This is a genomic window from Bradyrhizobium sp. 18BD (genome assembly GCF_054185225.1).
In genome coordinates this window covers 101,348-124,740 of sequence record NZ_JAVAYL010000021.1, presented here as the reverse complement: position 1 = coordinate 124,740, position 23,393 = coordinate 101,348, and the positions used below count along the sequence as shown (strand labels likewise).

At 64.1% G+C, this 23,393-nt stretch carries 27 protein-coding genes; 13 read left to right on the top strand and 14 right to left on the bottom strand.

The features are described 5' to 3' along the window. Positions 1 to 9: 9 nt before the first annotated feature. The 10 genes from RAD16_RS31825 to urtA all read right to left on the bottom strand — a co-directional run bounded on the left by RAD16_RS31825 (position 10) and on the right by urtA (position 8,278). Positions 10 to 531, bottom strand: coding sequence for a hypothetical protein (locus RAD16_RS31825; protein WP_458161773.1), 522 nt, complete (start codon positions 529 to 531; stop codon positions 10 to 12). Beyond that, positions 528 to 1,067 (bottom strand): HD domain-containing protein, encoded by a 540-nt coding sequence (locus tag RAD16_RS31820; protein ID WP_458161772.1) that lies wholly within the window; start codon positions 1,065 to 1,067, stop codon positions 528 to 530. Before RAD16_RS31820 ends, RAD16_RS31825 begins: the two co-directional genes overlap by 4 nt. Positions 1,068 to 1,124: 57 nt before the next feature. Continuing rightward, entirely contained in the window at positions 1,125 to 1,430 is a 306-nt protein-coding gene (locus RAD16_RS31815; protein WP_326900989.1) for an urease subunit beta, read from the bottom strand. A gap of 9 nt (positions 1,431 to 1,439) precedes the next feature. Continuing rightward, positions 1,440 to 1,742, bottom strand: coding sequence for an urease subunit gamma (locus tag RAD16_RS31810; protein ID WP_007605424.1), 303 nt, complete (start codon positions 1,740 to 1,742; stop codon positions 1,440 to 1,442). 24 nt (positions 1,743 to 1,766) lie between these two features. Further along, entirely contained in the window at positions 1,767 to 2,597 is an 831-nt protein-coding gene (locus tag RAD16_RS31805; protein ID WP_458161771.1) for an urease accessory protein UreD, read from the bottom strand. A gap of 36 nt (positions 2,598 to 2,633) precedes the next feature. After that, positions 2,634 to 3,329, bottom strand: a complete 696-nt coding sequence (gene urtE / locus RAD16_RS31800) for an urea ABC transporter ATP-binding subunit UrtE (RefSeq protein ID WP_458161770.1) — start codon at positions 3,327 to 3,329, stop codon at positions 2,634 to 2,636. Between the two features lie 3 nt (positions 3,330 to 3,332). Next, entirely contained in the window at positions 3,333 to 4,094 is a 762-nt protein-coding gene (gene urtD / locus RAD16_RS31795; protein WP_458161769.1) for an urea ABC transporter ATP-binding protein UrtD, read from the bottom strand. Between the two features lie 6 nt (positions 4,095 to 4,100). Continuing rightward, a complete protein-coding gene (gene urtC / locus RAD16_RS31790; protein WP_458161768.1) occupies positions 4,101 to 5,267 on the bottom strand; it encodes an urea ABC transporter permease subunit UrtC in 1,167 nt (388 codons plus the stop codon). After that, positions 5,264 to 6,871, bottom strand: a complete 1,608-nt coding sequence (gene urtB, locus RAD16_RS31785) for an urea ABC transporter permease subunit UrtB (RefSeq protein WP_458161767.1) — start codon at positions 6,869 to 6,871, stop codon at positions 5,264 to 5,266. The genes urtC and urtB overlap by 4 nt, the downstream gene beginning before the upstream one ends. A gap of 84 nt (positions 6,872 to 6,955) precedes the next feature. After that, the gene (urtA, locus tag RAD16_RS31780) at positions 6,956 to 8,278 is read right to left on the bottom strand and encodes an urea ABC transporter substrate-binding protein (protein WP_326900948.1); all 1,323 of its coding nucleotides are present in this window, start codon (positions 8,276 to 8,278) and stop codon (positions 6,956 to 6,958) included. Between the two features lie 480 nt (positions 8,279 to 8,758). Here urtA and RAD16_RS31775 point away from each other — a divergent pair, with 480 nt between their 5' ends. From RAD16_RS31775 to RAD16_RS31765, 3 genes are all read left to right on the top strand, one after another. After that, a complete protein-coding gene (locus RAD16_RS31775; RefSeq protein WP_458161766.1) occupies positions 8,759 to 10,375 on the top strand; it encodes a DEAD/DEAH box helicase in 1,617 nt (538 codons plus the stop codon). 24 nt (positions 10,376 to 10,399) lie between these two features. Beyond that, on the top strand, positions 10,400 to 10,687 hold the full coding sequence (gene infA / locus RAD16_RS31770; protein WP_008131890.1) for a translation initiation factor IF-1: 288 nt from the start codon (positions 10,400 to 10,402) through the stop codon (positions 10,685 to 10,687). Positions 10,688 to 10,953: 266 nt separating this feature from the next. Then, positions 10,954 to 11,166: a cold-shock protein gene (locus tag RAD16_RS31765; protein ID WP_008131892.1), complete on the top strand. Its 213-nt coding sequence runs from the start codon at positions 10,954 to 10,956 to the stop codon at positions 11,164 to 11,166. Positions 11,167 to 11,270: 104 nt separating this feature from the next. On the opposite strand, the gene RAD16_RS31760 is transcribed toward RAD16_RS31765, so the two are convergent. The 4 genes from RAD16_RS31760 to RAD16_RS31745 all read right to left on the bottom strand — a co-directional run bounded on the left by RAD16_RS31760 (position 11,271) and on the right by RAD16_RS31745 (position 14,202). Beyond that, complete coding sequence (locus tag RAD16_RS31760; protein WP_458161765.1) at positions 11,271 to 11,894, bottom strand: TadE/TadG family type IV pilus assembly protein; 624 nt, start codon at positions 11,892 to 11,894, stop codon at positions 11,271 to 11,273. Between the two features lie 20 nt (positions 11,895 to 11,914). Then, a complete protein-coding gene (locus RAD16_RS31755; protein ID WP_458161764.1) occupies positions 11,915 to 12,493 on the bottom strand; it encodes a TadE/TadG family type IV pilus assembly protein in 579 nt (192 codons plus the stop codon). Between the two features lie 237 nt (positions 12,494 to 12,730). Further along, entirely contained in the window at positions 12,731 to 13,228 is a 498-nt protein-coding gene (locus tag RAD16_RS31750) for a pilus assembly protein N-terminal domain-containing protein (RefSeq protein WP_458161763.1), read from the bottom strand. A gap of 146 nt (positions 13,229 to 13,374) precedes the next feature. Then, positions 13,375 to 14,202, bottom strand: a complete 828-nt coding sequence (locus RAD16_RS31745) for a sterol desaturase family protein (protein ID WP_458161762.1) — start codon at positions 14,200 to 14,202, stop codon at positions 13,375 to 13,377. A gap of 268 nt (positions 14,203 to 14,470) precedes the next feature. Between RAD16_RS31745 and RAD16_RS31740 the strand changes: the two genes are divergently transcribed. The 10 genes from RAD16_RS31740 to RAD16_RS31695 all read left to right on the top strand — a co-directional run bounded on the left by RAD16_RS31740 (position 14,471) and on the right by RAD16_RS31695 (position 23,382). Continuing rightward, positions 14,471 to 14,635, top strand: coding sequence for a Flp family type IVb pilin (locus tag RAD16_RS31740; protein ID WP_129274995.1), 165 nt, complete (start codon positions 14,471 to 14,473; stop codon positions 14,633 to 14,635). A gap of 69 nt (positions 14,636 to 14,704) precedes the next feature. After that, positions 14,705 to 14,851: a hypothetical protein gene (locus RAD16_RS31735; protein ID WP_326900927.1), complete on the top strand. Its 147-nt coding sequence runs from the start codon at positions 14,705 to 14,707 to the stop codon at positions 14,849 to 14,851. A 114-nt stretch (positions 14,852 to 14,965) separates the two neighbouring features. Beyond that, on the top strand, positions 14,966 to 15,490 hold the full coding sequence (locus RAD16_RS31730) for an A24 family peptidase (protein WP_458161761.1): 525 nt from the start codon (positions 14,966 to 14,968) through the stop codon (positions 15,488 to 15,490). A gap of 127 nt (positions 15,491 to 15,617) precedes the next feature. After that, entirely contained in the window at positions 15,618 to 16,415 is a 798-nt protein-coding gene (gene cpaB, locus RAD16_RS31725; RefSeq protein ID WP_458161760.1) for a Flp pilus assembly protein CpaB, read from the top strand. Between the two features lie 11 nt (positions 16,416 to 16,426). Beyond that, positions 16,427 to 17,902, top strand: a complete 1,476-nt coding sequence (locus RAD16_RS31720) for a type II and III secretion system protein family protein (protein ID WP_458161759.1) — start codon at positions 16,427 to 16,429, stop codon at positions 17,900 to 17,902. A 20-nt stretch (positions 17,903 to 17,922) separates the two neighbouring features. Continuing rightward, positions 17,923 to 18,657 carry a CpaD family pilus assembly protein gene (locus tag RAD16_RS31715; protein WP_458161757.1) on the top strand — a complete coding sequence of 245 codons (735 nt, stop codon included), beginning with the start codon at positions 17,923 to 17,925 and terminating at the stop codon, positions 18,655 to 18,657. Continuing rightward, a complete protein-coding gene (locus RAD16_RS31710) occupies positions 18,654 to 19,922 on the top strand; it encodes an AAA family ATPase (protein ID WP_458161755.1) in 1,269 nt (422 codons plus the stop codon). Before RAD16_RS31715 ends, RAD16_RS31710 begins: the two co-directional genes overlap by 4 nt. A 21-nt stretch (positions 19,923 to 19,943) precedes the next feature. Then, positions 19,944 to 21,404 (top strand): CpaF family protein, encoded by a 1,461-nt coding sequence (locus RAD16_RS31705; RefSeq protein WP_458161754.1) that lies wholly within the window; start codon positions 19,944 to 19,946, stop codon positions 21,402 to 21,404. A gap of 16 nt (positions 21,405 to 21,420) precedes the next feature. Continuing rightward, positions 21,421 to 22,398: a type II secretion system F family protein gene (locus tag RAD16_RS31700; RefSeq protein WP_458161753.1), complete on the top strand. Its 978-nt coding sequence runs from the start codon at positions 21,421 to 21,423 to the stop codon at positions 22,396 to 22,398. Between the two features lie 9 nt (positions 22,399 to 22,407). After that, the gene (locus RAD16_RS31695) at positions 22,408 to 23,382 is read left to right on the top strand and encodes a type II secretion system F family protein (protein ID WP_458161752.1); all 975 of its coding nucleotides are present in this window, start codon (positions 22,408 to 22,410) and stop codon (positions 23,380 to 23,382) included. The last annotated feature ends 11 nt before the right edge of the window (positions 23,383 to 23,393 follow it).

Here is a 23,393-nt window from a genome sequence, read left to right as displayed (position 1 = left end):
ATCTCGCACTCACTTCGTGGAGCCCGCGCAAAGATCGAGAAATTTGCCGACGTTGTCGAGGCCAACCTTGAATTCCTCGTGGACCTCGGCCTTGCCGAACTTGAAATCGATGACGCCATCGCGCTTGAATCGGTCGAACATCTTGTGGCTGACCTGAACGCCGAATTTGTAACGCCACCCGTCGATGAAAGAATAGAACAGGTCGATCGTCGTGGACTCAGGATTGGCATCCGGCGCCACGTTGATCCACGGTGCTTGATCATTCCGGATCATCTCCGCCATGACTGCGCGAATACCTTCCTTGGCTTCACCTTCGATGCTAATGTAACCGGTCTTCTGGGTGCAGGATAGCAGCGGTAGTCCGAAAGCGTCGCCGGGTTCGTCCGTGTCCGCGATCGCGAGAAGCGCATCCGTTCCCTGGTCGAACAGGCGCCATCGAGCCTCGTCCGCATTTGCCTGCGGCGGGACAAACGAGAGGCCTACGCACGCCGAAAGGGCATACCGTTTCGCCAGCGCGACAAGCTGATTCACAGCAAAGCCCTCGCTGCTTTCACGGTATCATCGAATTTCGTATCGAGCCAAGCGTTACCGCCGCGGCAACCCGCAACGACCTGCGTGGCCCAATCGCTGTAATCGGCGAGGTCGCTGCGCTCTTCAGCGGTCGGATCGGTTTGAATGCGCGCGCCGATATTGCTGATCTTATCGGCGATCTTGATCAGCTTGGCTCCGGGCGATTTGTGCGGAGCGTCCTCGATCTGTTTCTGCCGCCGCTTAGCCTTCGGCAGGCTCATGTCGTCGGTGCATTCGACGACGAGGGAGGCGACTCGCTCGGAGAATCTCTGCGCGAGCTCCTCACGCGTGGTGTCGGTATCCTCGATCGAATCGTGCAACCAGCTGGCCGCTATCAGCTCGGCATCGTCACCATCGGTTGCGGTTGCAAGCAGGTTCGCGACCTCGGCGAGGTGATTGATATAGGGCTCATTGCCGCGCCCCTTGCGCGCCATACCGTTGTGGCGGCGCGCGGCGAGGTCGGCAGCTTCCGAGACGAGGCGGATTGGCGCAAGCATGGCAAATTCCTCCGTTTCCGCCTCAACGGTGCCGCGCCATGCTCGTTCCTGCTGAGCTCACAGCTTCCCCATCACGTCGCCGCGGAAGCCGTAGATGGTCTTCTTTCCCGCCATGGCGACGAGCTGGATGTCGCGGGTCTGGCCGGGTTCGAAGCGGACGGCGGTGCCGGCGGCGATGTCGAGGCGCATGCCGCGGGACTTTTTGCGGTCGAACTTCAGCGCGGGGTTGGTCTCGAAGAAGTGGTAGTGCGAGCCGACCTGGATCGGGCGGTCGCCGGTGTTGGCCACCGTCAGCGTCACCGTCTTGCGTCCGGCATTGAGCTCGATCTCGCCGTCCTGGATGAAGAGTTCGCCGGGGATCATGTCGCTCTCCTATCGGATCGGTTCGTGCACGGTGACGAGCTTGGTGCCGTCCGGAAACGTCGCCTCGACCTGGATGTCGTGGATCATCTCAGGGATTCCCGGCATGACCTGGTCGCGGGTGAGGACCTGCGCTCCGGACTGCATCAGCTCGGCGACGGTGCGGCCGTCGCGCGCGCCTTCGAGGATGAAATCGGAGATGATCGCGATTGCCTCGGGATGGTTGAGCTTGACGCCGCGATCCAGCCGGCGTCGCGCCACGATGGCCGCCATCGAGATCAGAAGCTTGTCCTTTTCGCGGGGAGACAGGTTCATGAAGAATCTCTTCCGTTCAACACTTCAATTCAACCACAACCGGGGCAGCGCCGCGCCGGTGCGCGCCAGCACGGCCATCATATCGGCGCGCAAACGCGCCGCATCTTGGGCACAGAACCGCGCCATTGCAAAGCCATTCCAGGCCGAGATTCCGACCTCGCCGGCGAAAGATTCCGATGCCTCGCGAATGCGCTCCACCAGTGCCTCGTCACCGGGCACGATCAGGGCCGTTCCGATCGCAGCACCACCCTTGGCGACCGCGGATCGCGCGAGTTTCGCGCCGATATTGCCGTCGAGCCTGACGGTCTCGGCAAACACCAGCTTGCCACTACGGCGCAGCCGCCAGCGGTCGACGAACTCGCCCTGCTCCACCCGCTCGCCCATGGCGGTGCGGCCGAAGACGACGATTTCGCAAAGCAGGAGCGAGGCGGCATCGTCGAGCTCGATGTCGAAGCGGCGATGGACCCGGGCGCGATCGAACAGGATCGTCTCCTGCGGCAGCCAGCCCAGATGCGCACCCGCGGCGACCTTCAAGGAAATGTTGAGCTGCGCCGGCGCTCCGGGCGCGCGATAAACCTTTTCGGCCGCGGCCGTGGTCAGGGTCAGGCGCGCGCCTTCGGCCGCCGCGATCTCGATATCGAAATTGTCGCCGCCGGCGACGCCGCCGGCCGTGTTGACGAAGACGCCGGAGAGCCCCCCGCCTTCAGGCGAGGGAAAGCGCACGCGCAGCGAGCCGGATTCATGCAAGGTCCCGCGCCGCGTCACGCCGTCGCGGGCGTGCACATCGAAGCGCACCGCGCCACGGGCACGGTTGGCCTCGAACACCGAAGATGTCGCCAAAGCGTCGCTGCGCATCCGTCTCCCCAGCCGGTCGCGGCAGGATTTTCCGGCTTACAGCGCCATCTGGCGGCTGATCTCGCCGGGATCGAGGTTGGAGCGGTCGCAGGTGAATTTCACCGCGCCGCGATCCATCACCGCGAAACTGTCGCCGAGTTCGCAGGCAAAGTCGAGATATTGTTCGACCAGCACGATGGCGATGTTGCCCAGGTTGCGCAGATAGGAGATGGCGCGGCCGATGTCCTTGATGATCGAGGGCTGGATGCCCTCGGTCGGCTCGTCGAGCAGGAGCAGCTTTGGCCGCATCACCAGCGCACGCCCGATCGCGAGCTGCTGTTGCTGGCCGCCGGAGAGGTCGCCGCCGCGCCGGCCGAGCATGGATTGCAGCACCGGAAACAGCGAGAACACGTCGTCCGGAATGTGCTTGTCCTCACGCTTGAGCGGGCCGAAGCCGGTCTTGAGGTTTTCCTCGACGGTCAGGAGCGGGAAGATCTCGCGGCCCTGCGGCACGAAGCCGATGCCCTTGCGCGCGCGCTCATAGGGCTTGAGACCGGTGATGTCGCTGCCGTCGAGCACGATCGCGCCCGAGGAGATCGGATATTGCCCTACCATGGCACGCAACAGCGAGGTCTTGCCGACGCCGTTGCGCCCCAGCACGCAGGTGACCTTGCCCGGCTCGGCCGAGATCGAGACGCCGCGCAGCGCCTGCGCCGCGCCGTAGAACAGGTTGATGTCCTTGACCTCAAGCATCGTTCAGCGTCCCAGATAAACTTCGATGACCCGCTCGTTGGACGAGACCTGGTCGATGGTTCCTTCCGCGAGCACCGTACCTTCGTGCAGGCAGGTGACCTTGACGCCGAGCTCGCGCACGAACGTCATGTCGTGCTCGACCACCATCACGGTATGGGTCTTGTTGATCTCTTTCAGCAGCTCGGCAGTGAGATGCGTCTCGACGTCGGTCATCCCTGCGACGGGTTCGTCGACGAGCAGCAGCTTCGGATCCTGCGCGAGCAGCATGCCGATCTCGAGCCACTGCTTCTGGCCGTGGCTGAGGCTGCCGGCGAGACGGTTGCGGGCGTCGGTGAGGCGGATCGTCTCCTGCACCTTGTCGATGCGCTCGGACTCGGCCCTGCTGCCGCGCCAGAACAGCGTGCCCTTGACACCGTGATCGACGTTGAGCGCGAGCAGGAGGTTGTCCTGCACGGTCTGGCTCTCGAACACTGTCGGCTTCTGGAATTTGCGGCCGATGCCGAGCTCGGCGATGCGGGTCTCATCGAGGCGCGTCAGATCCGTGACGCCATCGAACAGCACCGTGCCCTCGTCGGGCTTGGTCTTGCCGGTGATGATGTCCATCATCGTGGTCTTGCCGGCGCCGTTAGGACCGATGATGGCGCGCATCTCGCCGGGCGCGAGCGTCAGCGACAGATTGTTGATGGCATGGAAGCCGTCGAACGAGACATGCACGCCGTCGAGATAGAGCATCGCGGAGGTCGCTCGGGTGTCCATGACGTTCATGACCGCTTACTCCACCATCTTGGGTTCGGTGACGCCGTCTTCGGCGGCAGCGCTGGCCGAGGTCGCGGCGCGCTTTTCCGTCGAAGAGTCCCACCATGCATTGAAGGTGCCGACGATGCCCTTGGGCAGCAGCAGCGTCACCAGGATGAACAGCGCGCCCAGCATGAACAGCCAGTACGGCGCCAGCACGCCCGAGGTGAAGAAGGTCTTGGCGTAGTTGACGACGACGGCGCCGAGCGCCGCGCCCACCAGCGTGCCGCGGCCGCCGACCGCGACCCAGATCACCGCCTCGATCGAATTGCCCGGAGCGAACTCGGATGGATTGATGATGCCGACCTGCGGCACGTAGAGCGCGCCGGCAACGCCGGCCATGCAGGCCGACACCGTGAACACGAACAGCTTGTAGGATTCGACGCGGTAGCCGAGGAAGCGCGTACGCGATTCTGCGTCGCGGATAGCAATCAGCACCTTGCCGAGCTTGGACGAGACGATCGACCGGCAGATCAGGAAACCGACGATCAGCGCCAGGCAGCTCAGCGCGAACAGCGCCGCGCGGGTGCCTTCGGCCTGCACGTTGAAGCCGAGGATGTCCTTGAAGTCGGTCAGGCCGTTATTGCCGCCGAAGCCGAAATCGTTGCGGAAGAAGGCGAGCAGCAGCGCATAGGTCATCGCCTGCGTGATGATCGACAGATAGACGCCGGTGACGCGGGAGCGGAAGGCGAGCCAGCCGAAGCAGAAGGCGAGCAGGCCGGGCACGAACAGCACCATCAGCGCCGCGAACCAGAACATGTCGAAGCCGTACCAGTACCAGGGCAGCTTCTGCCAGTTCAGGAACACCATGAAGTCGGGCAGGATCGGGTTGCCGTAGACGCCGCGGGTGCCGATCTGCCGCATCAGGTACATGCCCATCGCGTAGCCGCCGAGCGCGAAGAAGGCGCCGTGGCCGAGCGAGAGGATGCCGCAATAGCCCCAGATCAGGTCGATCGACAGCGCGAGGATGGCGTAGCAGACATATTTGCCCCAGAGCGCGACCAGATAGGTCGGCACCTGCAGGAACGAGCCCGCGGGCAGCAACAGGTTGGAGAGCGGGATGAGGATGCCACAGGCCGCGACGACGGCGAGGAAGATCGTCGCGCCGCGGTCCAGCGATCGCGTCAGCATGTGAGGGGTCATGCTTCCACCGCACGGCCCTTGAGCGCGAACAGTCCGCGCGGGCGCTTTTGAATGAACAGGATGATGAGAACCAGGATGGCGATCTTGCCGAGCACGGCGCCGGCGACCGGCTCCAGGAACTTGTTGGCGATGCCAAGCGTGAAGGCACCCACAAGGGTCCCCCACAGATTACCCACCCCGCCGAACACCACGACCATAAAACTGTCGATGATGTAGCTCTGGCCGAGATTGGGGCTGACATTGTCGATCTGCGACAGCGCCACGCCGGCAATGCCGGCGATACCCGAGCCGAGCCCAAAGGTCAGCGCGTCGACGCGCGAGGTGGCGATGCCCATCGAGGCCGCCATGCGGCGGTTCTGCGTCACCGCACGCATCTCCAGGCCAAGCGCGGTGTAGCGCAGCATTGCGAGCAGGATCGCGAACACGGCCAGCGTGAAGACGAGGATCCAGAGCCGGTTATAGGTGATGGTGATCTGGCCGAGCTCGAACGCGCCGCTCATCCAGGAGGGGTTGCCGACCTCGCGGTTGGTCGGGCCGAACATGGTACGCACCGCCTGCTGCAGCACCAGCGACAGGCCCCAGGTGGCGAGCAGCGTCTCCAGCGGGCGGCCATAGAGGAAGCGGATGATGCTGCGCTCGATCAGCACGCCGATCGCGCCGGCAACGAGGAAGGCGAGCGGCACGGCGATCAGCAGCGAATAGTCGAACAGAGCGGGATAGCGGGTGCGGATCACCTCCTGCACCACGAAAGTGGTGTAGGCGCCGATCATCACCATCTCGCCATGCGCCATGTTGATGACGCCCATCACGCCGAAGGTGATGGCAAGGCCGATCGCGGCGAGCAGCAGCACCGAGCCGAGCGAGAGGCCGTACCAGGCATTCTGGACCGTGGACCAGACCGCGAGCGACGACTGGATCGAGCTGATCGCGCTTGCGGCTGCCTTGGTCACCGAGGCCGGCTGGTCGCCCATGCCTGTCAGCAGCGCCATGGCCTCCTGGTCGCCGCGCGCCTTGAGGGTGGCGACCGCCTCGAGCTTCTCGACCTCGCTGGCGTCGGACTTGAACAGCAGGATCGCGGCACGGGCATCGCCAAGCGCGGTCTTGACGGATTTGTTGCTTTCCTTGGCGAGCGCGGCATCGACCGCGTCGAGCGCGGTCTCTTCGTGCGATTTGAAGACGGATTGCGCGGCCTGCAGGCGCGTCGCCAGATCCGGCGACTGCAGCGTCAGGCTGCCGAGCGCAGCATCGACGCTGCGGCGCAGGCGGTTGTTGAGACGCACCGCGCTCGCGCTGTCGGGAACGCTGGCGACGGGCTCGCCGGTCGCGGCATCGATCGACTTGCCGTCAGTGCCGGTCACGTAAACCTTCTTGGTATCGGGATCGGCCATGAGGCGGCCGTCCTGGAGCGCGCTGATGATCGGGAAGGCCAGCTTGTTGCCGCTGCTTGCGACAACGCCGATCGCCTCATCGGTGTCGGAAAAATCGTCGTTGGCGAATTTGGCGACCGCATCCTCGAACGGACCGGCAAAGGCCGGCAGCGCAAACGCGATCAGAAACAGCGAGAGGACAAACGAGCAGAGACGAGCGGACAAATTGGTTGGCACTTTGAATCACCCCGGCAGAAGTGGGGAGAAGGCGGCGGAATAGCCGCCTCCTCCCGTCGTGCAGTAGAGAGCGTCAGGTCCGGATCAGGAGCCCGAGCCGAGGCACTTGTTGGTCTTGGTGTTGAAGTTGCCGCACTTCTTGCCGACCCAATCGCCGATCAGGTCCTTGGAGCCGTCGAGCTCCTTCGACCAGGCGTCGCCAGCGACGAGGCTCGGGGTCTTCCAGACCACGTCGAACTGGCCGTTGCCCTTGATCTCGCCGATGAACACCGGCTTGGTGATGTGATGGTTCGGCAGCATCTTCGACACGCCGCCGGTCAGGTTCGGCGCTTCGATGCCGGGAAGCGCGTCGATCACCTTATCCGGATCGGTCGACTTCACCTTCTCGACGGCCTTCACCCACATGTTGAAGCCGATCACGTGCGCTTCCATCGGGTCGTTGGTCACGCGCTTCGGATTCTTGGTGTAGGCCTGCCAGTCCTTGATGAACTTCTCGTTCGCCGGGTTCTTGATCGACTCGAAGTAGTTCCAGGCGGCGAGATGGCCGACCAGGGGCTTGGTGTCGATGCCGGCGAGTTCTTCCTCACCCACCGAGAACGCGACCACCGGGATGTCCTTCGCCTTGATGCCCTGGTTGCCGAGCTCCTTGTAGAAGGGGACGTTGGCGTCGCCGTTGATGGTCGAGACCACCGCGGTCTTCTTGCCGGCCGAGCCGAACTTCTTGATGTCGGCCACGATCGTCTGCCAGTCGGAATGACCGAACGGCGTGTAGTTGATCATGATGTCTTCCTGGGCGACACCCTTCGACTTCAGATAGGCTTCCAGGATCTTGTTGGTGGTGCGCGGATAGACGTAGTCGGTGCCCGCGAGCACCCAGCGCTTCACCTTCTCGTCCTTCATCAGATAGTCGACGGCGGGGATCGCCTGCTGGTTCGGCGCGGCGCCCGTGTAGAACACGTTACGCTCGGACTCTTCGCCCTCGTACTGCACGGGGTAGAACAGGATGTTGTTGAGCTCCTTAAACACCGGCAGCACCGACTTGCGCGACACCGAGGTCCAGCAGCCGAACACGACCGAGACCTTGTCCTTGGTGATCAGCTCGCGGGCCTTTTCGGCGAACAGCGGCCAGTTCGAGGCGGGATCGACGACGACGGCTTCGAGCTTCTTGCCGAGCACGCCGCCCTTCTTGTTCTGCTCGTCGATCAGGAAGAGAATGGTGTCCTTCAGCGTGGTTTCGCTGATGGCCATGGTGCCGGAGAGAGAGTGAAGCACACCGACCTTGATGGTGTCGTCCGCGGCCTTGGCACCGGAAATGGAAGCCAGACCGAGCATCAGGCCGGCGGTCGCGGCGAGCACGCCGCGGCGGCTAAATGACGCCGCTATATCGTGAATGGATTTGGTAGGCATGGATGTATCATCTCCCTGACGCAGACGTGAAAAACGCTGCGAAACGGCCCCACGGCCGCCTGCGATTAATGGAATCGCAAGAAGCGTGCCATGGCCTGGGCACATGCCAACTCATTGGTCAGATTGGACAATTTGGCTGTAATCCAAGTTTCGCCGTAGTCTGATTGCTCAAAATCTGGGCGAATAAAATGTATGCGAATGCGGCAGACAGGTTATTTTTTGAGCAAAATGCCGCCTCTGTCTAAATTTCCGGCATAACTATTTCTGCACCGCAATCGCCGTTTAGGGCCGCTTTGCCTTGAAAGCGCCCCCTCAATGTTCCATATGAACTCTTGAGACCTCTTGAGAATCAAGGGGTCGTAGCGAGCCGCGTGTTCTTAAGCCCGTACGGGCCTCTGGCTTGCCCCATAGCTCCCAAGCCATCCGACACCCCAAACACGCAGGTGTCTTCTCGACACCCTTTTGCGCGCGCCGCGCTGAATGCGCCGGGCGCCCGCTTTTGACATGGAAAGAACCCATCTTTTGACTTCGTTTCAGGACTTCGGCCTCGCCGAACCGATCGCACGTGCTCTCGCCGAAGAGAATTACGTCACCCCCACCCCCATTCAGGCCCAGACCATCCCCACGGCGCTGACCGGCCGCGACGTCGTCGGCATCGCCCAGACCGGCACCGGCAAGACCGCGTCCTTCGCGCTGCCGATCCTGCACCGCCTGCTCGAGAACCGCATCAAGCCGCAGCCCAAGACGGCCCGCGTCCTGGTGCTCTCGCCCACCCGCGAGCTTTCGGGGCAGATCCTCGACAGCTTCAATGCCTATGGCCGCCACATCCGCCTGTCCTCGACGCTGGCCATCGGCGGCGTGCCGATGGGCCGTCAGGTCCGCGCCCTGATGCAGGGCGTCGATGTGCTGGTCGCCACCCCCGGCCGCCTGCTCGACCTCGTGCAGAGCAACGGGCTCAAGCTCGGCAGCGTCGAGTTCCTCGTGCTCGATGAGGCCGACCGCATGCTCGACATGGGCTTCATCAACGACATCCGTAAAATCGTCGCCAAGCTGCCGATCAAGCGGCAGACGCTGTTCTTCTCGGCCACCATGCCCAAGGACATCGCCGAGCTCGCCGACTCGATGCTGCGCGACCCCGCCCGCGTCGCGGTGACCCCGGTCTCCTCGACCGCCGAGCGGATCAACCAGCGCATCATCCAGGTCGACTTCTCGGCCAAGCCCGCCTTCCTGACCAAGCTCCTGAAGGACGAACCGATCAACCGTGCGCTGGTCTTCACCCGCACCAAGCACGGCGCCGACAAGGTCGTGAAGACGCTCGAAAAGGCGGGCATCCCCGCCAGCGCCATCCACGGCAACAAGTCGCAGAACCATCGCGAGCGCACGCTGGCGCAGTTCCGTTCGGGTGAAATCCGCACCCTGGTCGCCACCGACATTGCCGCCCGCGGCATCGACGTCGACGGCATCACCCATGTCATCAATTTCGACCTGCCCAACGTGCCCGAGACCTATGTGCACCGCATCGGGCGCACCGCACGCGCCGGCGCCGACGGCACCGCGATCTCGCTGGTCGCCGGCGGCGAGGAACTCGCCTATCTCCGCGACATCGAGAAGCTGATCCGCGTGGCGCTGCCGCGGGAGGATCACCGCACCGACGCCGGCCGCCGCGATGCGGGTCCGCCCCCGCAGCAGCAGCGTCAGGGCCGGCCGGGCGGCCGCCCGGGCCAGCGTGCGCAGGGCGCACGGCATGGCGACGGACGCCGTAGCGACGACAGGCATGCCGACGGACGCCACCATAGCGGTGGCAGGCACGGCGACGGACGGCATGTGGACGGAAGACACGTGGACGGAAGACATGGCGAAGGCCGCCATGCCGAGGGCAGACCTGTTGATGGCAGGCCCGGTGAAGGCCACAAGGCTTCCAAGGGGTCTCGCCGCCGCCGCGGTTCCGGTGGTAAGGTGAATTCCTCACCAGCTGATCGGTCGGAACAGCGTCCCGCGCATAGCGCCGGCAAGCCTGATGGAATACAAGGCGTTGCCTTTTTGCGTCGCGAGAGTCGCCCCAACGGCCGACCGAACCGCAATCCTCATTCGAACTAGCAGTCCACGACTGGAGACAACCACATGGCTAAGGAAGAGCTGATCCAGTTCGAAGGACTGGTCACCGAAATCCTCCCCGACGCCCGCTACCGCGTGCAGCTCGACGCCGGACACGAGATCGTCGCCTACACCGCCGGCAAGATGAAGAAGAACCGCATCAAGACGCTGGCGGGCGACCGCGTGACGGTGGAGATGTCGCCCTACGACCTCGAGAAGGGCCGACTGATTTTCCGCCACAAGGACGAACGTCCCAGCGGCGTGGGCGGACCTCCGCGCCCCGGTCAACGCGGTGGCCAGTTCCGCCGTCGCTAATTCTTCTGAGCGCCAGAGCGCGAAGTAAAATTCCGACCTGTATGCTGATCCGCCGCGGACATCGCGGCGGATCAAAAAATCGTGCACGTCAGGATTGTTTCGAAGCCTTATTTCCAATAAAATGAATTAATCGATTTTCGGCCGGACGACATTAGCATCCACCGGTACAGCCGGTTCAGACACGCTGACGACCCTTCCAAAAATTCGATCTAACCTGCCTGCGCGAGCAGGCTCCGACACTGTGTATTTGAGAAGGGACTACCCCCATGAGCATGGGAACCGTGAAGTGGTTTAACGCGACCAAGGGCTTCGGCTTCATCCAGCCGGACGATGGCGGCCAGGACGTGTTTGTTCACATCAGCGCCGTCGAGCGCGCCGGCCTCGGCACGCTGCGTGAAGGCCAGAAGCTCTCCTACGAGATCGTCGCTGACCGCCGTTCCGGCAAGTCGGCCGCGGACAATCTCCGCTCCGCCGGCTGAGCCTGCGCGTCGGGCTGGATCGTCCCGGACGAACCAGCGAAAGAAACAGAAAAGGCCGTGCGCGACGCACGGCCTTTTTTCATTTCAAGCTCTGCTCGCGGATGTCAGCAGGTCGCCGGGACGCTGTTGTAGGCAATGCAAGTGACCTGGCGCGGCCGCGTGTAGGCGACGTCGCTCAGCGTGATGCCCGACTTCAGGACGAATTTGACCGAGGGCGTGTAGGTGTAATTCACCTCGCTGAGGATGAGGTAGGTCGACGGGATCAGCAGCGTCGACGGAATCATCGAGGTGACCGTGGTGCCGGCCGTCCGGGTCGAAGGCGGATTGGTCAGCGTCGCCTGCGTCGCGCCGCTCGCGATCGTGGCGGACTTGGCCCACGAGATTTTGGCGACGCTGTTGGTGTCGATATAGATCTCGGAGAGCGTGGCGTTCACGAGAGAGGCGTCGTAGGGCGTCATCACCGAGATGCTCGCCGTGAACGTGTTCTGCAGATTGGTGTCGGTCACGCTCGACGACGATTGCGACGTCAGGTCGGACAGGGTTCGCGCGATCAATGTGACCTTGCGATCGATCGCCACCGCCGACGAGAACTCGACCGTGCCGAAGAACATCACCAGCATCAACGGCACGATCACCGCGAATTCGGTGGCCGCCAGACCTCTGCCGTCGGCAAGGAATTCATACGCGTTCAGACGCGCCTTCCGCCAGATTTTCGCAATCACCTGCATCGTTCCGCCGATCCGTTGTCTCAGTAAGGCTCGTTCTTGAACGCGGCCGTGGCCACCAGCAGCCGCTTGCTGCCGGCGAGATTGGAGATGTTGTAGCCAAGCCCGGTGACGAACAGCGGCCACTGATAGAACAGCCGCACCACGACGATGTCGCCTGCGCTGCCCGGGCTGTAGCCCATGGTGGTATCGAAATTGCCGGCGGAATCGATGTGGCTCGGCAGCGTCACCGCGGAGAACGACGAGAAGCTCGTGACGTCGACATAGAGACTGTTGCAATCGAACAGCGCCGGAATCTGGTTACAGACGTAGGTCTTGAAGGTTGCTTGCGTGCAGGGCGCACTTGCGCCGGACACGGCACAGACCGACACCGAACCGGATTGCGCCTGCCCGGTCAGCACGACGCGCGCGGAATTCTGCGTGATGGTCTCGAGCACCTGGCCCGCGAAGAACATCAGGGCCGACTCGATGATGGCGAACAGCAGCGCGAAGAACATCGGCGCGACCAGCGCGAATTCGACGGCGGCAGAGCCGCGTCGATTGCTGCGAAACCGGCGCATCGCAGTTCGGAGCGTAAATCTCTTAGGTGCAGGCGACGGCATCGCGTCAAATTCCCCGGCAGCGGCGATCATCTGCCTCGTTCAATAGCGGAAACTGATTGTTTAAGTGTTTCAGGCGATCCGCCCCCGGCGGACCGCGCCGTCAAGGATGCGTTAACCACGAGCGATCCGAGGGGCGCGGAGAAATCTGGAGGAGAGTTTTCATCGCGCGCGTGTCCGGACCGGATCATGCGATCCAGCCCGGGCAAACTCGCCGATCGGTCAGGCTAGTTGGTCTTGTTAGTTCGTCTTGGCGCCCGCACCGGCGCCACCGCTGGCATTGTTGCTCAGCGAGCCGGCCTGGCTCATCGTATTGTTGAAGTAATTGTCGCTGTCGCCCAGCGTCACGCGCCGCTGGCACTGCGGCACGCAGCTGTAGGACTCCCGCTCGATTCCGCGATAGACGGTGACGAGCCGGTCGCTCGGGCCTTCGACCTGGATCTGGCGGTCCACCAGGATCTCACCGCCCCGGTCGAGCGCGATGAAATTGGTAGCGCCATAGCCCTTTCCGGTCACGACGATCATGCCGCCGGGCTGGAGCGTGACATCCGCGATCAGGGGATTGCCGACCACGATGGTCGCCACCTTGCCGGGCAGCCGGACCAGCTTGGCCTGGTCGACATTGACGGCGATGGTATCGGCGCTGGACTCGGCAAGGCCGACAGAAGGCGATGCCAGCACCGCGGCCGCAACCAGAAGACAGACGCGCGCATGACGGCGCAGCAGTTCTTTACGCATACTCTTACCCCCGGGACGTCACAAACCGGCAGAAGCGATTGGATCGAAGCGGAGCCGGTGCCCGACCCCGCTAACCTGCCCTTAATTCGTGAACGTTCCGCAAATTCGCCGATGATTGTTTGAACGGACTGGCGTTTTCTGAACCGTTAACGGCGGAACGGATAAGCGAGCTGGCCCGCGATCTCCTTCGGCATGGTGGCTTCGTCCTTGCCGTATTCCTGCGGCAGTTGCCCCTCCGGCATGCGGAAGGTGCCGAACAGCACGTCCCAGATCGGGAAGGTGCCGGCGAAATTGGTGTCGCCGCCCTCTTCGAGCGGGGTGTGGTGCCAGCGGTGAAACACCGGCGTCGCCAGCACATATCTGAACGGCCCGAAAGTCCAGTTCAGGTTGGCGTGCACGAAGGCCGAATGGAAGGTCGTGAACGGGGCGACCCAGACCATGACGTTCGGGGAGATGCCGGCCATCAGCAGCACGACGTCGACGCCGATCGTGCCGAGCACGAGATTGACGGGATGGAAGCGGGCCGCCGAGATCCAGCTGATCTCCTCCGAGGAGTGATGGATGGCGTGGTACTTCCAGAACTCGCCGCCATGGAACAGCCGGTGCAGCCAGTACAGCATGAAGTCGGACAGCACCAGGAACAGCAACGCCTGGACCCAGAGCGGCAGTTGCGCCAGCGGGCCATGGCCATTGTCGTAGAAGGCGATGAGCCCGTCGGCGTCATGGATGTTGAAGACGAGGCTCGCGCCGACGATCAGGAGCCCGATCCGCATGGTGCGGGCGAACACCGGCACGAAGAACCAGTAGCAGATGTCGGTGACGATCTCCCGCTTGCGCCACCACGGCACACCGGGATTGCAGGCCCAGAAATGCTCGAGCACCGTGAAGATCATCGCCAGCACGAAGGTGACGGGGACCACTTTCGCGATGGTCTCGCCGAGCATCAGCGCGACTTGCATGGGCAGGCTCGACATCGTCGCCTCTCTTTACGAACAGCTGGTCCGCCTTAGGCCTACTCCGCGAAATTTAAGGGAGGGTGAAGCCGGCGACGCGCTTGCGGCTGATCCGGAACCGGCGCGAAATGCGGCGGGCGCCTTAAGGTGAAATTCACTCTGGGCAAAAGCATCGCGCAGGAATCAGGTTTGCACGATCGAATTAACTCTACCGAAACGGCTCGGCTCTCATGGTCGGCGCGTCAAAGACAGCGCCGAACGAGGCGATCCAACCAGACGGAGTTAGTTCATGAAGAACCTGATTGCGCGTTTCGCCAAGGATGAATCCGGCGCCACCGCCATCGAATACGGTCTGATCGCCGCCGGCATCGCGCTGGCCATCATCACCGTCGTCAACAATCTCGGCAGCACGCTGAACACCAAGTTCGGCTCGATCAGCACCTCGCTGAAGTAAGCGACCGACGAACGACGGCAAAGCCCCGGACCTCCGGGGCCTTTGCTTTTTTGAGGACGGCGAGTTCCAGTGGCGTTGCGCGAGTACAGACCCGATGCCGCGGTTGCGGCGAGCAAGGCGGAGACGGTGCAGACCGGCTCGCCGGCCTACTGGGTTTGCCTCGCTTTGCTGCTCGCGACGGTCGCGCTCGCCGCGCGCATTGCCAGCCTCTGGTGAGCACATCCGCGGCCGGTTGCGGCCGCTGCCGACATTGTCGGTTTGTTTAGCACTGCCCGCTAGCATCGCCGGACGCCAGATCCCGCGACGAAACCAGGCCTCAAGACGCAGCTCATGATCCTCGACCTTGCGCGCCTTCTACTGTTCCCGGCTCTGATGGCTTTTGCCGCCGCGAGCGACCTCTTCACGATGACGATCTCGAACCGCGTCTCGCTGGTGCTGGTCGCGGGCTTCTTCGTGCTCGCCTTCGGCGGTGGCATGGCACCGCACGAGATGCTGAGCCATGTCGGCGCCGGCGCGCTGCTGCTGGTCGTGGCCTTTGGCTGCTTTGCGATGGGCTGGATGGGCGGCGGCGACGCCAAGGTCGCGGCCTCGGTCGCGCTCTGGTTCGGCTTCGCGCAACTGATGGACTTCCTGCTCTACGCATCGCTGTTTGGCGGCGCGCTGACGCTGCTCCTGCTCCAGTTCCGGCAATGGCCGTTGCCTTACGGATTGGCGGGCCAGGCCTGGCTCGCACGGCTGCACGACAAGGAGAGCGGCATCCCTTACGGCATCGCGCTCACGCTCGGCGCGCTGATGGTCTATCCAGAGACGGAGTGGGTGAAGGCGATCGACCTCGCCCATCTCGCACTGCGCTGAACACACCGGGTAAACCCGGCGTTAAGGCGATTTAGATACGCCTCATTAACCATGCTTTGACGAATAGCTGGTCAACTGCCGATCACGGCGGCGGCAGCGTCGCGGCGTTTTGTGGAAAGTGAAGCGTATGAATAGGGCACGCATAGTCGTCCTGACGGTCGCCATCTGCGCCGGCGGCGTCGCCGCGTACCTGGCGAGCGGCTCGGACAATTCTGCGCCTCCAGCGGCTCCGGTCGCGCAGCTTCCCACCGTCGACGTGCTGGTCGCCAAGAACGACATCGGCCTCGGCCAGACGGTGAAACCGGAAGACGTGCAATGGCAGACCTGGCCGTCCGCGACCGCCAGCGCCACCTTCATCCGCCGCAACGAGCGTCCCGAGGGCGCGAGCCAGGTGACCGGCTCGATCGCGCGCGCTCCCTTCATCCAGGGTGAGCCGATCCGCGATCAGAAGCTGGTCAAGCCCGAGGGCTCCGGCTTCATGGCGGCGATCCTGCCGACCGGCATGCGCGCAATCTCGACCGAAATCTCGCCGGAGACCGGCGCAGGCGGCTTCATCCTGCCCAACGATCGCGTCGACGTGCTTCTGACCCGCCGCCTCAAGAACCCCGACCAGAGCAGCGGCGCCCCCGACGTCGTCACGTCCGAGATCATCCTGACCAATGTCCGCGTGCTCGCGATCGACCAGGCTCCGAAGGAGAAGGAAGGTCAGAACACAGTGGTCGGCAAGACCGTGACCCTCGAACTCAGTCCGTCGCAGACCCAGTTGCTGTCCGCAGCCCGCCAGAGCGGCACGCTGTCGCTGGCGCTGCGCAGCATCGTCGACGTCAAGATGAGCGAGATCACGCTCGACGATTCCGCGCAGAAGCGCGACGGCGTTTCGATCATTCGCTACGGCATCCCAAGCTCGACGGCGAAGGCACGATGAGGACTGTCGATATGAAATGCAGGGCAGATATGGCGACGATGCGAACCTCAATGGTCCGGGCCCTGTCGTTCTCGGCCGCTCTCGCGCTGACGCTGAACCCGGCTCTTAGCCCCGTGGTCGCCGCCGACTACCGGCCGGTGGCGCCGGTCGCGGCCGACGGCCAGATGAACGCGCGCTTCCTCTCGCTCGGCGTCGGCAAGTCGATCGTGATCGACCTGCCGCGCGACATCAAGGACGTGCTCGTCGCCGATCCCAAGATCGCCAATGCGGTGGTGCGCTCGGCACAGCGCGCCTACATCATCGGCGCGGCGATCGGCCAGACCAACATCGTATTCTTCGATTCCGCAGGACAGCAGATCGCGGCCTACGACATCGCGGTCAAGCGCGATCTCAACGGCGTGCGGGCCGCGCTGAAGCAGATCCTGCCCAATTCCGACATCCAGATCGACGGGCTTGCCGAGGGCATCATCCTGACCGGCTCGGTGGCTTCCCCGATCGAGGCGCAGCAGGCCCAGGAGCTCGCCACGCGCCTGGCCGGCGGCGCTGACAAGGTGGTGAACTCGATCGTGGTTCGCGGCCGCGACCAGGTCATGCTCAAGGTGACGGTGGCCGAAGTCCAGCGCAGCATCATCAAGCAGCTTGGCATCGACCTCACCGCGAACCTGAACTACGGCACCTCGGTGGTGAGCTTCACCAATACCAACCCGTTCACGGCTCTCGGCCACAACCTGGTGGACGGCAACAATCTGACCACGAAGTTCGGCTCGACGCCGTCGGTGCAGGCCACCCTGCGTGCGATGGAAACCGCCGGCGTGATCCGGACGCTGGCCGAGCCGAACCTGACCGCGATCTCCGGTGAGTCCGCGACCTTCATCGCCGGCGGCGAATTCCCGGTGCCGGCAGGCTATGCGTGCGACCCGACCACGCATGTCTGTACCACCCAGATCAGCTTCAAGAAGTTCGGCATCTCGCTCAACTTCACCCCCATCGTTCTGAGCGAGGGCAAGATCAGCCTGCGGGTGATGACCGAGGTCTCGGAACTGTCGAACGAGAATGCGATCACGCTGTCCCAGGCCGTGACCTCGACCTCGGTGAACTCGGTGACGGTGCCCTCGATCAGGACCCGCCGCGCCGAAACCTCGCTGGAAATTCCCTCCGGCGGCGCGATGGCGATGGCCGGGCTGATCCAGCAACAGACCAAGCAGGCGATCAGCGGATTGCCGGGCCTGATGCAGCTCCCGGTTCTCGGCACGCTGTTCCGCAGCCGCGACTTCGTCAACAACGCGACCGAGCTGGTCGTGATCGTGACGCCCTATGTCGTTCGCGCAGCGTCGCCGAAGGACCTGTCGCGGCCGGATGACGGCTTCGCCGCGCCCTCCGATCCGCAGGCCGAGCTGCTCGGCAACATCAATCGCATCTACGGTGTGCCCGGTAAGACCGAGCCGGCACGCAACTACCGCGGCACCTACGGTTTCATCACCGACTGAAGCGGAACGGGGACCTCACGATGACCACAAGACCACCCCAGCTTCGCAAACGCGCCATCGGCATCGGTGGCGCGCTCGTCGGCATCGCGCTGGCGCTCGGGGGCTGCCAGCACGACCAGGAGGTCGTGGCTTCCATTCCCGACGACTACAAGCAGCGTCATCCGATCGCGATCGAGGAGCAGAACCGCTCGATCGTGCTCTTCGTCGGCCACGCCCGTGGCGGATTGACCGCCGCCCAGCGCGCCGACGTGATGGGCCTGGCGTCGACCTGGATGCACGAGGGCACCGGCGCCATTCAAATCGACGCGCCGTCCGGCACGCCTAACGCGCGCCCGGTCGCCGAAACGATGCGCGAGATTCAGGGGTTGCTGGCGGCCGCGGGCGTTCCGCCGCGCGGCGTCACCGTCCGCCCCTACCAGCCGGAGGACAAGCGCTTCCTGCCTCCGATCCGGATGACCTATTCCAGGATCGCCGCGGTCGCAGGTCCCTGCGGATTGTGGCCGGAGGATCTCGGCCCCTCCATGAAGAACAAGAGCTGGTTTCAGAACAAGGACTACTACAATTACGGCTGCGCCTATCAGCGCAACATGGCCGCGATGATCGACAACCCGTCGGATCTCGAGCAGCCGCGACCGGAAACGCCGTCCTACACGACGCGGCGCACCGCGGCCTTCGAGAAATATCGCAAGGGAAATCCGACCGCGGTTATCTATCCTGAGGCCGAAAAGGCCAAACTCAGCGACACCGGCAAATGATCAGTTACGCTCGCCAGACACACGAAGAGCAGCCGGAGGCTCCGCCCCCGCCGGTCGAGGAGCATATTGCGCCCGCGCCGCGCGTCTCGGTCCAGGCCTTCTGCGAGACCGTGGAGACCGCTGCCGCGGTGCAGTCGGCCGGCGAGGATCGCCGGCTCGGCAAGGCTCATCTGAAGATCCAGATGGGCGGCATGGCAGCCGCGATCGAGGCCTACCGCTCGGCCCCGACGCCGAACGTGATCGTGCTCGAGAGCGACGGCCGCAACGACCTCCTGGGCGGGCTCGACCAGCTCGCCACCGTCTGCGACGCCGGCACCCGCGTGGTCGTGATCGGCCGCATCAACGACGTCATGCTCTATCGCGAGCTGGTGCGACGCGGCGTCAGCGACTACGTGCTCGCACCGGTCGGCGCGATCGACGTCGTTCGCTCGATCTGCAACCTGTTCTCGGCGCCGGAAGCCAAGGCGGTCGGCCGCATCATCGCCGTGGTCGGCGCCAAGGGCGGCGTCGGCGCCTCCACCATCTCCCACAACGTGGCCTGGGCGATTGCGCGCGACCTCGCGATGGACGCGGTCGTCGCCGATCTCGACCTCGCCTTCGGCACCGCCGGCCTCGACTACAACCAGGACCCGCCGCAGGGCATCGCGGACGCCGTGTTCTCGCCGGATCGCGTCGATACCGCCTTCATCGACCGCCTGCTGTCGAAATGCACCGACCATCTCAGCCTGCTGGCGGCGCCGGCGACGCTCGACCGGGTCTATGATTTCGGCGCCGACGCGTTCGACGCCGTGTTCGACACGCTGCGCTCCACCATGCCCTGCATCGTGCTCGACATCCCGCATCAATGGTCGGGCTGGACCAAGCGCGCCCTGATCGGGGCCGACGACATCCTGATCGTCGCCGCGCCCGACCTCGCCAATCTGCGCAATACCAAGAACCTGTTCGACCTCCTGAAGGCCTCGCGCCCGAACGACCGGCCGCCGCTGTACTGCCTGAACCAGGTCGGGGTGCCGAAACGGCCCGAAATCGCCGCCGCGGAGTTCGCCAAGGCGATCGAGAGCCAGCCGGTCGTCTCGATCCCGTTCGAGCCCCAGATCTTCGGGGCCGCGGCCAACAACGGCCAGATGATCGCGGAGATCTCGGCCAACCACAAGTCGATCGAGATGTTCCTCCAGATCGCCCAGCGCCTGACCGGCCGCAGCGAAACGAAGAAACAAAAGTCGTCCCTGCTTTCACCGCTGATTGAGAAGTTGCGGGGAAAATAGGCCGCCGCATGGAGTCGTTAAGTGTTCGGTAAGCGTAGCGGAACAGACACCGACCTTCGGGCCCCGAAGCCCGCCGCGTCGCCAGAGCCAGCCCCGGCTCCGGCGTCGACGGTGTCGCGCGCGCCGCCCCCGCCGGCGGTCGCCTCGCCGCCGCTTGCCCCGGCGAAGCCCGCGCCGGCCATGGAGACGCGACGCTCGGACAATTACTACGAGGTCAAGGCGACCATCTTCGGCGCGCTGATCGAGGCCATCGACCTCGCCCAGCTCGCCAAGCTCGATTCGGAATCGGCCCGCGAAGAAATCCGCGACATCGTCAACGAGATCATCGCGATCAAGAATATCGTGATGTCGATCGCCGAGCAGGAAGAGCTGCTCGACGACATCTGTAACGACGTGCTCGGCTATGGTCCGCTCGAGCCGCTGCTGTCGCGCGACGACATCGCCGACATCATGGTCAACGGCGCCAACACGGTCTTCATCGAAGTCAACGGCAAGATCCAGAAGACCGGCATCCGCTTCCGCGACAACCAGCAGCTCCTCAACATCTGCCAGCGCATCGTCAGCCAGGTCGGCCGGCGCGTCGACGAATCCTCGCCGATCTGCGACGCGCGCCTCGCCGACGGCTCCCGCGTCAACGCCATCGTGCCGCCGCTGTCGATCGACGGCCCCGCGCTCACCATCCGCAAATTCAAGAAGGACAAGCTGACGCTGGATCAGCTCGTCAAGTTCGGCGCGATCTCGCCGGAGGGCGCCGAGATCCTCCAGATCATCGGCCGCGTCCGCTGCAACGTGTTGATCTCCGGCGGTACCGGCTCGGGCAAGACCACGCTGCTCAACTGCCTCACCAACTACATCGAGCACGACGAACGCGTCATCACCTGCGAGGACGCCGCCGAGCTCCAGCTCCAGCAGCCCCATGTGGTGCGGCTGGAAACCCGCCCGCCCAACATCGAGGGCGAGGGCCAGGTCACCATGCGCGAACTGGTGCGCAACTGCCTGCGTATGCGTCCCGAACGCATCATCGTCGGCGAAGTCCGCGGACCCGAGGCGTTCGACCTGCTGCAGGCCATGAACACCGGCCATGACGGCTCGATGGGCACGCTGCACGCCAACAACCCGCGCGAAGCCCTGTCGCGCTGCGAATCCATGATCACGATGGGCGGCTTCTCGCTGCCGTCGCGAACCATCCGCGAGATGATCTGCGCCTCGATCGACGTCATCGTGCAGGCGGCGCGCCTGCGCGACGGTTCGCGCCGCATCACCCACATCACCGAGGTGATGGGCATGGAAGGCGACACCATCATCACCCAGGACATCTTCCTCTACGACATGGTCGGCGAGGACGCCAACGGCAAGATCATCGGCAAGCATCGCTCGACCGGCATCGGCCGTCCGAAGTTCTGGGAGCGCGCCCGCTATTACGGCGACGAGAAACGCCTTGCCGCCGCGCTCGACGCTGCGGAAGTGGCACCGAAGACGTGAGCAGGTCATCGACGCCATGAACATGCAGGTCCTCGCCCTCGCCTTCCTCGCCACCGCCGCCGTCGGCGGCATCGCCTGGGTCTTCCTCTATCCGCTGCTGTCCGGCGAGCGGAAGGCGGAGAACCGCCGCGCCTCGATCGCGCGCGCCGATGCACCCACGGCCAAGCAGTCCGAGAAGAGCCAGCGGTCCCGCCGTGAGCAGGTCGAGACGTCGCTGAAGGATCTCGAGGCCCGGCGTCAGCAGGAAAAGAGCGTTCCGCTCAGCGTTCGCCTGTCGCAAGCCGGCCTCGACTGGACGCCGCAGAAATTCTGGATCGCGTCCGCCGTGGTGGCTGGCGCGCTGTTCGCGGCCGCGATGTTCGTCGGCGGCGGCCTGCTCGGCGCCGCGGGCCTTGCCTTTGCCGGCGGCTTCGGCCTGCCGCGCTGGGCGCTCGGCTTCCTGAAGAAGCGCCGCGAAACCAAGTTCCTGGCCGCACTCCCGGACGCCGTCGACGTCATCGTCCGCGGCATCAAGGCGGGCCTGCCGCTGTTCGAATCGATCAAGGTCGTCGCCGCCGACTCGCCCGAGCCGCTGCGCAGCGAGTTCCTGGCCATCATCGAGACCCAGGCGATCGGCATGCCGCTCGGTGAAGCCTGCTCGCGCCTCTACGAGCGCATGCCGCTGCCGGAGGCCAACTTCTTCGGCATCGTCATCTCGATCCAGCAGAAGTCGGGCGGCAATCTCTCCGAAGCGCTGGGCAACCTCTCCAAGGTGCTGCGCGACCGCAAGAAGATGAAGGAAAAGATCCAGGCGATGTCGATGGAAGCCAAGGCTTCGGCCGGCATCATCGGCTCGCTGCCGCCGATCGTGATGTTCCTCGTCTATTTGACGACGCCGCACTACATCTCGCTGCTTTGGACCCATCCCACCGGCCAGCTCATGCTGGTCGGCTGCGTCATCTGGATGTCGATCGGCATCATGGTGATGAAGAAAATGATCAACTTCGACTTCTGACGGTGCCGTATGGTCGAGTTTCTCGTTGCGAAACTACATGACGTCCGCTTCATGACCATGCTGCTGGCGGCCATCGCCGCCAGCGCGACCGTCTATACGCTGGTGATGCCGCTGTTCGCCGGCGAAGGCCTGTCGAAGCGCATGAAAGCGGTGGCGAGCGAGCGTGAGCGCATCCGCCAGCGCGAACGCGACCGCCTAAGCAAGAACGAGAAGGTCTCGCTGCGCCAGACACCGAAGCAGGTCGTCTCCAGGGTCGTCGAGGACTTCAACCTCACCAAATGGCTCGCGCAGGAAGCAGCGCGCGAAAAGCTCATCATGGCCGGCTACCGCGGCCAGGCGCCCTACATCACCTTCCTGTTCGCCCGCATGGTGGCGCCGATCGTGCTGTTCGTCGGCACGGTCATCTATGTGTTCCTGATCGCGCACATGGACCGGCCGATGCCGATCAAGATCGGCATCTGCGTCGGTGCCGCCTATCTCGGCCTGCAGGCGCCGATGCTGTTCCTCAAGAACGCGATCTCCAAGCGCCAGCTCTCGATCAAGCGCGCCTTTCCCGATGCGCTCGACCTGCTGCTGATCTGCATCGAGTCCGGCATGTCGGTCGAAATGGCGTTCCGCAAGGTCGCCACCGAAATCGTCGGCCAGTCGATCGCGCTATCGGAAGAGTTCACGCTGACCACGGCCGAGCTGTCCTATCTGCAGGATCGCAAGGTCGCCTATGAGAATTTGGCGCGGCGCACCGGGCTCGAGGGCGTCAAGTCGGTGTGTCTCGCGCTTCAGCAGGCGGAACGCTACGGCACGCCGCTCGGGCACTCCTTGCGCGTCATGGCGCAGGAAAACCGCGACATGCGCATGAACGAAGCCGAGAAGAAGGCCGCCGCGCTGCCGCCCAAGCTGACGGTGCCGATGATCCTGTTCTTCCTGCCGGTGCTGTTCGTCGTCATTCTCGGACCGACCGGCATCAAGATCTCCGATCTGCAGTAACGCGAAAGGCG

Excerpts from the sequence above, each read along its gene's own strand:
- RAD16_RS31820 (WP_458161772.1), bottom strand. The coding sequence starts at position 1,067 with ATGCTTGCGCCAATCCGCCTCGTCTCGGAAGCTGCCGACCTCGCCGCG.
- RAD16_RS31815 (WP_326900989.1), bottom strand. The coding sequence starts at position 1,430 with ATGATCCCCGGCGAACTCTTCATCCAGGACGGCGAGATCGAGCTCAAT.
- RAD16_RS31810 (WP_007605424.1), bottom strand. The coding sequence starts at position 1,742 with ATGAACCTGTCTCCCCGCGAAAAGGACAAGCTTCTGATCTCGATGGCG.
- RAD16_RS31805 (WP_458161771.1), bottom strand. The coding sequence starts at position 2,597 with ATGCGCAGCGACGCTTTGGCGACATCTTCGGTGTTCGAGGCCAACCGT.
- urtE (WP_458161770.1), bottom strand. The coding sequence starts at position 3,329 with ATGCTTGAGGTCAAGGACATCAACCTGTTCTACGGCGCGGCGCAGGCG.
- urtD (WP_458161769.1), bottom strand. The coding sequence starts at position 4,094 with ATGAACGTCATGGACACCCGAGCGACCTCCGCGATGCTCTATCTCGAC.
- urtC (WP_458161768.1), bottom strand. The coding sequence starts at position 5,267 with ATGACCCCTCACATGCTGACGCGATCGCTGGACCGCGGCGCGACGATC.
- urtA (WP_326900948.1), bottom strand. The coding sequence starts at position 8,278 with ATGCCTACCAAATCCATTCACGATATAGCGGCGTCATTTAGCCGCCGC.
- RAD16_RS31775 (WP_458161766.1), top strand. The coding sequence starts at position 8,759 with ATGCGCCGGGCGCCCGCTTTTGACATGGAAAGAACCCATCTTTTGACT.
- infA (WP_008131890.1), top strand. The coding sequence starts at position 10,400 with ATGGCTAAGGAAGAGCTGATCCAGTTCGAAGGACTGGTCACCGAAATC.
- RAD16_RS31765 (WP_008131892.1), top strand. The coding sequence starts at position 10,954 with ATGAGCATGGGAACCGTGAAGTGGTTTAACGCGACCAAGGGCTTCGGC.
- RAD16_RS31760 (WP_458161765.1), bottom strand. The coding sequence starts at position 11,894 with ATGCAGGTGATTGCGAAAATCTGGCGGAAGGCGCGTCTGAACGCGTAT.
- RAD16_RS31755 (WP_458161764.1), bottom strand. The coding sequence starts at position 12,493 with ATGCCGTCGCCTGCACCTAAGAGATTTACGCTCCGAACTGCGATGCGC.
- RAD16_RS31750 (WP_458161763.1), bottom strand. The coding sequence starts at position 13,228 with ATGCGTAAAGAACTGCTGCGCCGTCATGCGCGCGTCTGTCTTCTGGTT.
- RAD16_RS31745 (WP_458161762.1), bottom strand. The coding sequence starts at position 14,202 with ATGTCGAGCCTGCCCATGCAAGTCGCGCTGATGCTCGGCGAGACCATC.
- RAD16_RS31740 (WP_129274995.1), top strand. The coding sequence starts at position 14,471 with ATGAAGAACCTGATTGCGCGTTTCGCCAAGGATGAATCCGGCGCCACC.
- RAD16_RS31730 (WP_458161761.1), top strand. The coding sequence starts at position 14,966 with ATGATCCTCGACCTTGCGCGCCTTCTACTGTTCCCGGCTCTGATGGCT.
- cpaB (WP_458161760.1), top strand. The coding sequence starts at position 15,618 with ATGAATAGGGCACGCATAGTCGTCCTGACGGTCGCCATCTGCGCCGGC.
- RAD16_RS31720 (WP_458161759.1), top strand. The coding sequence starts at position 16,427 with ATGAAATGCAGGGCAGATATGGCGACGATGCGAACCTCAATGGTCCGG.
- RAD16_RS31715 (WP_458161757.1), top strand. The coding sequence starts at position 17,923 with ATGACCACAAGACCACCCCAGCTTCGCAAACGCGCCATCGGCATCGGT.
- RAD16_RS31710 (WP_458161755.1), top strand. The coding sequence starts at position 18,654 with ATGATCAGTTACGCTCGCCAGACACACGAAGAGCAGCCGGAGGCTCCG.
- RAD16_RS31700 (WP_458161753.1), top strand. The coding sequence starts at position 21,421 with ATGAACATGCAGGTCCTCGCCCTCGCCTTCCTCGCCACCGCCGCCGTC.
- RAD16_RS31695 (WP_458161752.1), top strand. The coding sequence starts at position 22,408 with ATGGTCGAGTTTCTCGTTGCGAAACTACATGACGTCCGCTTCATGACC.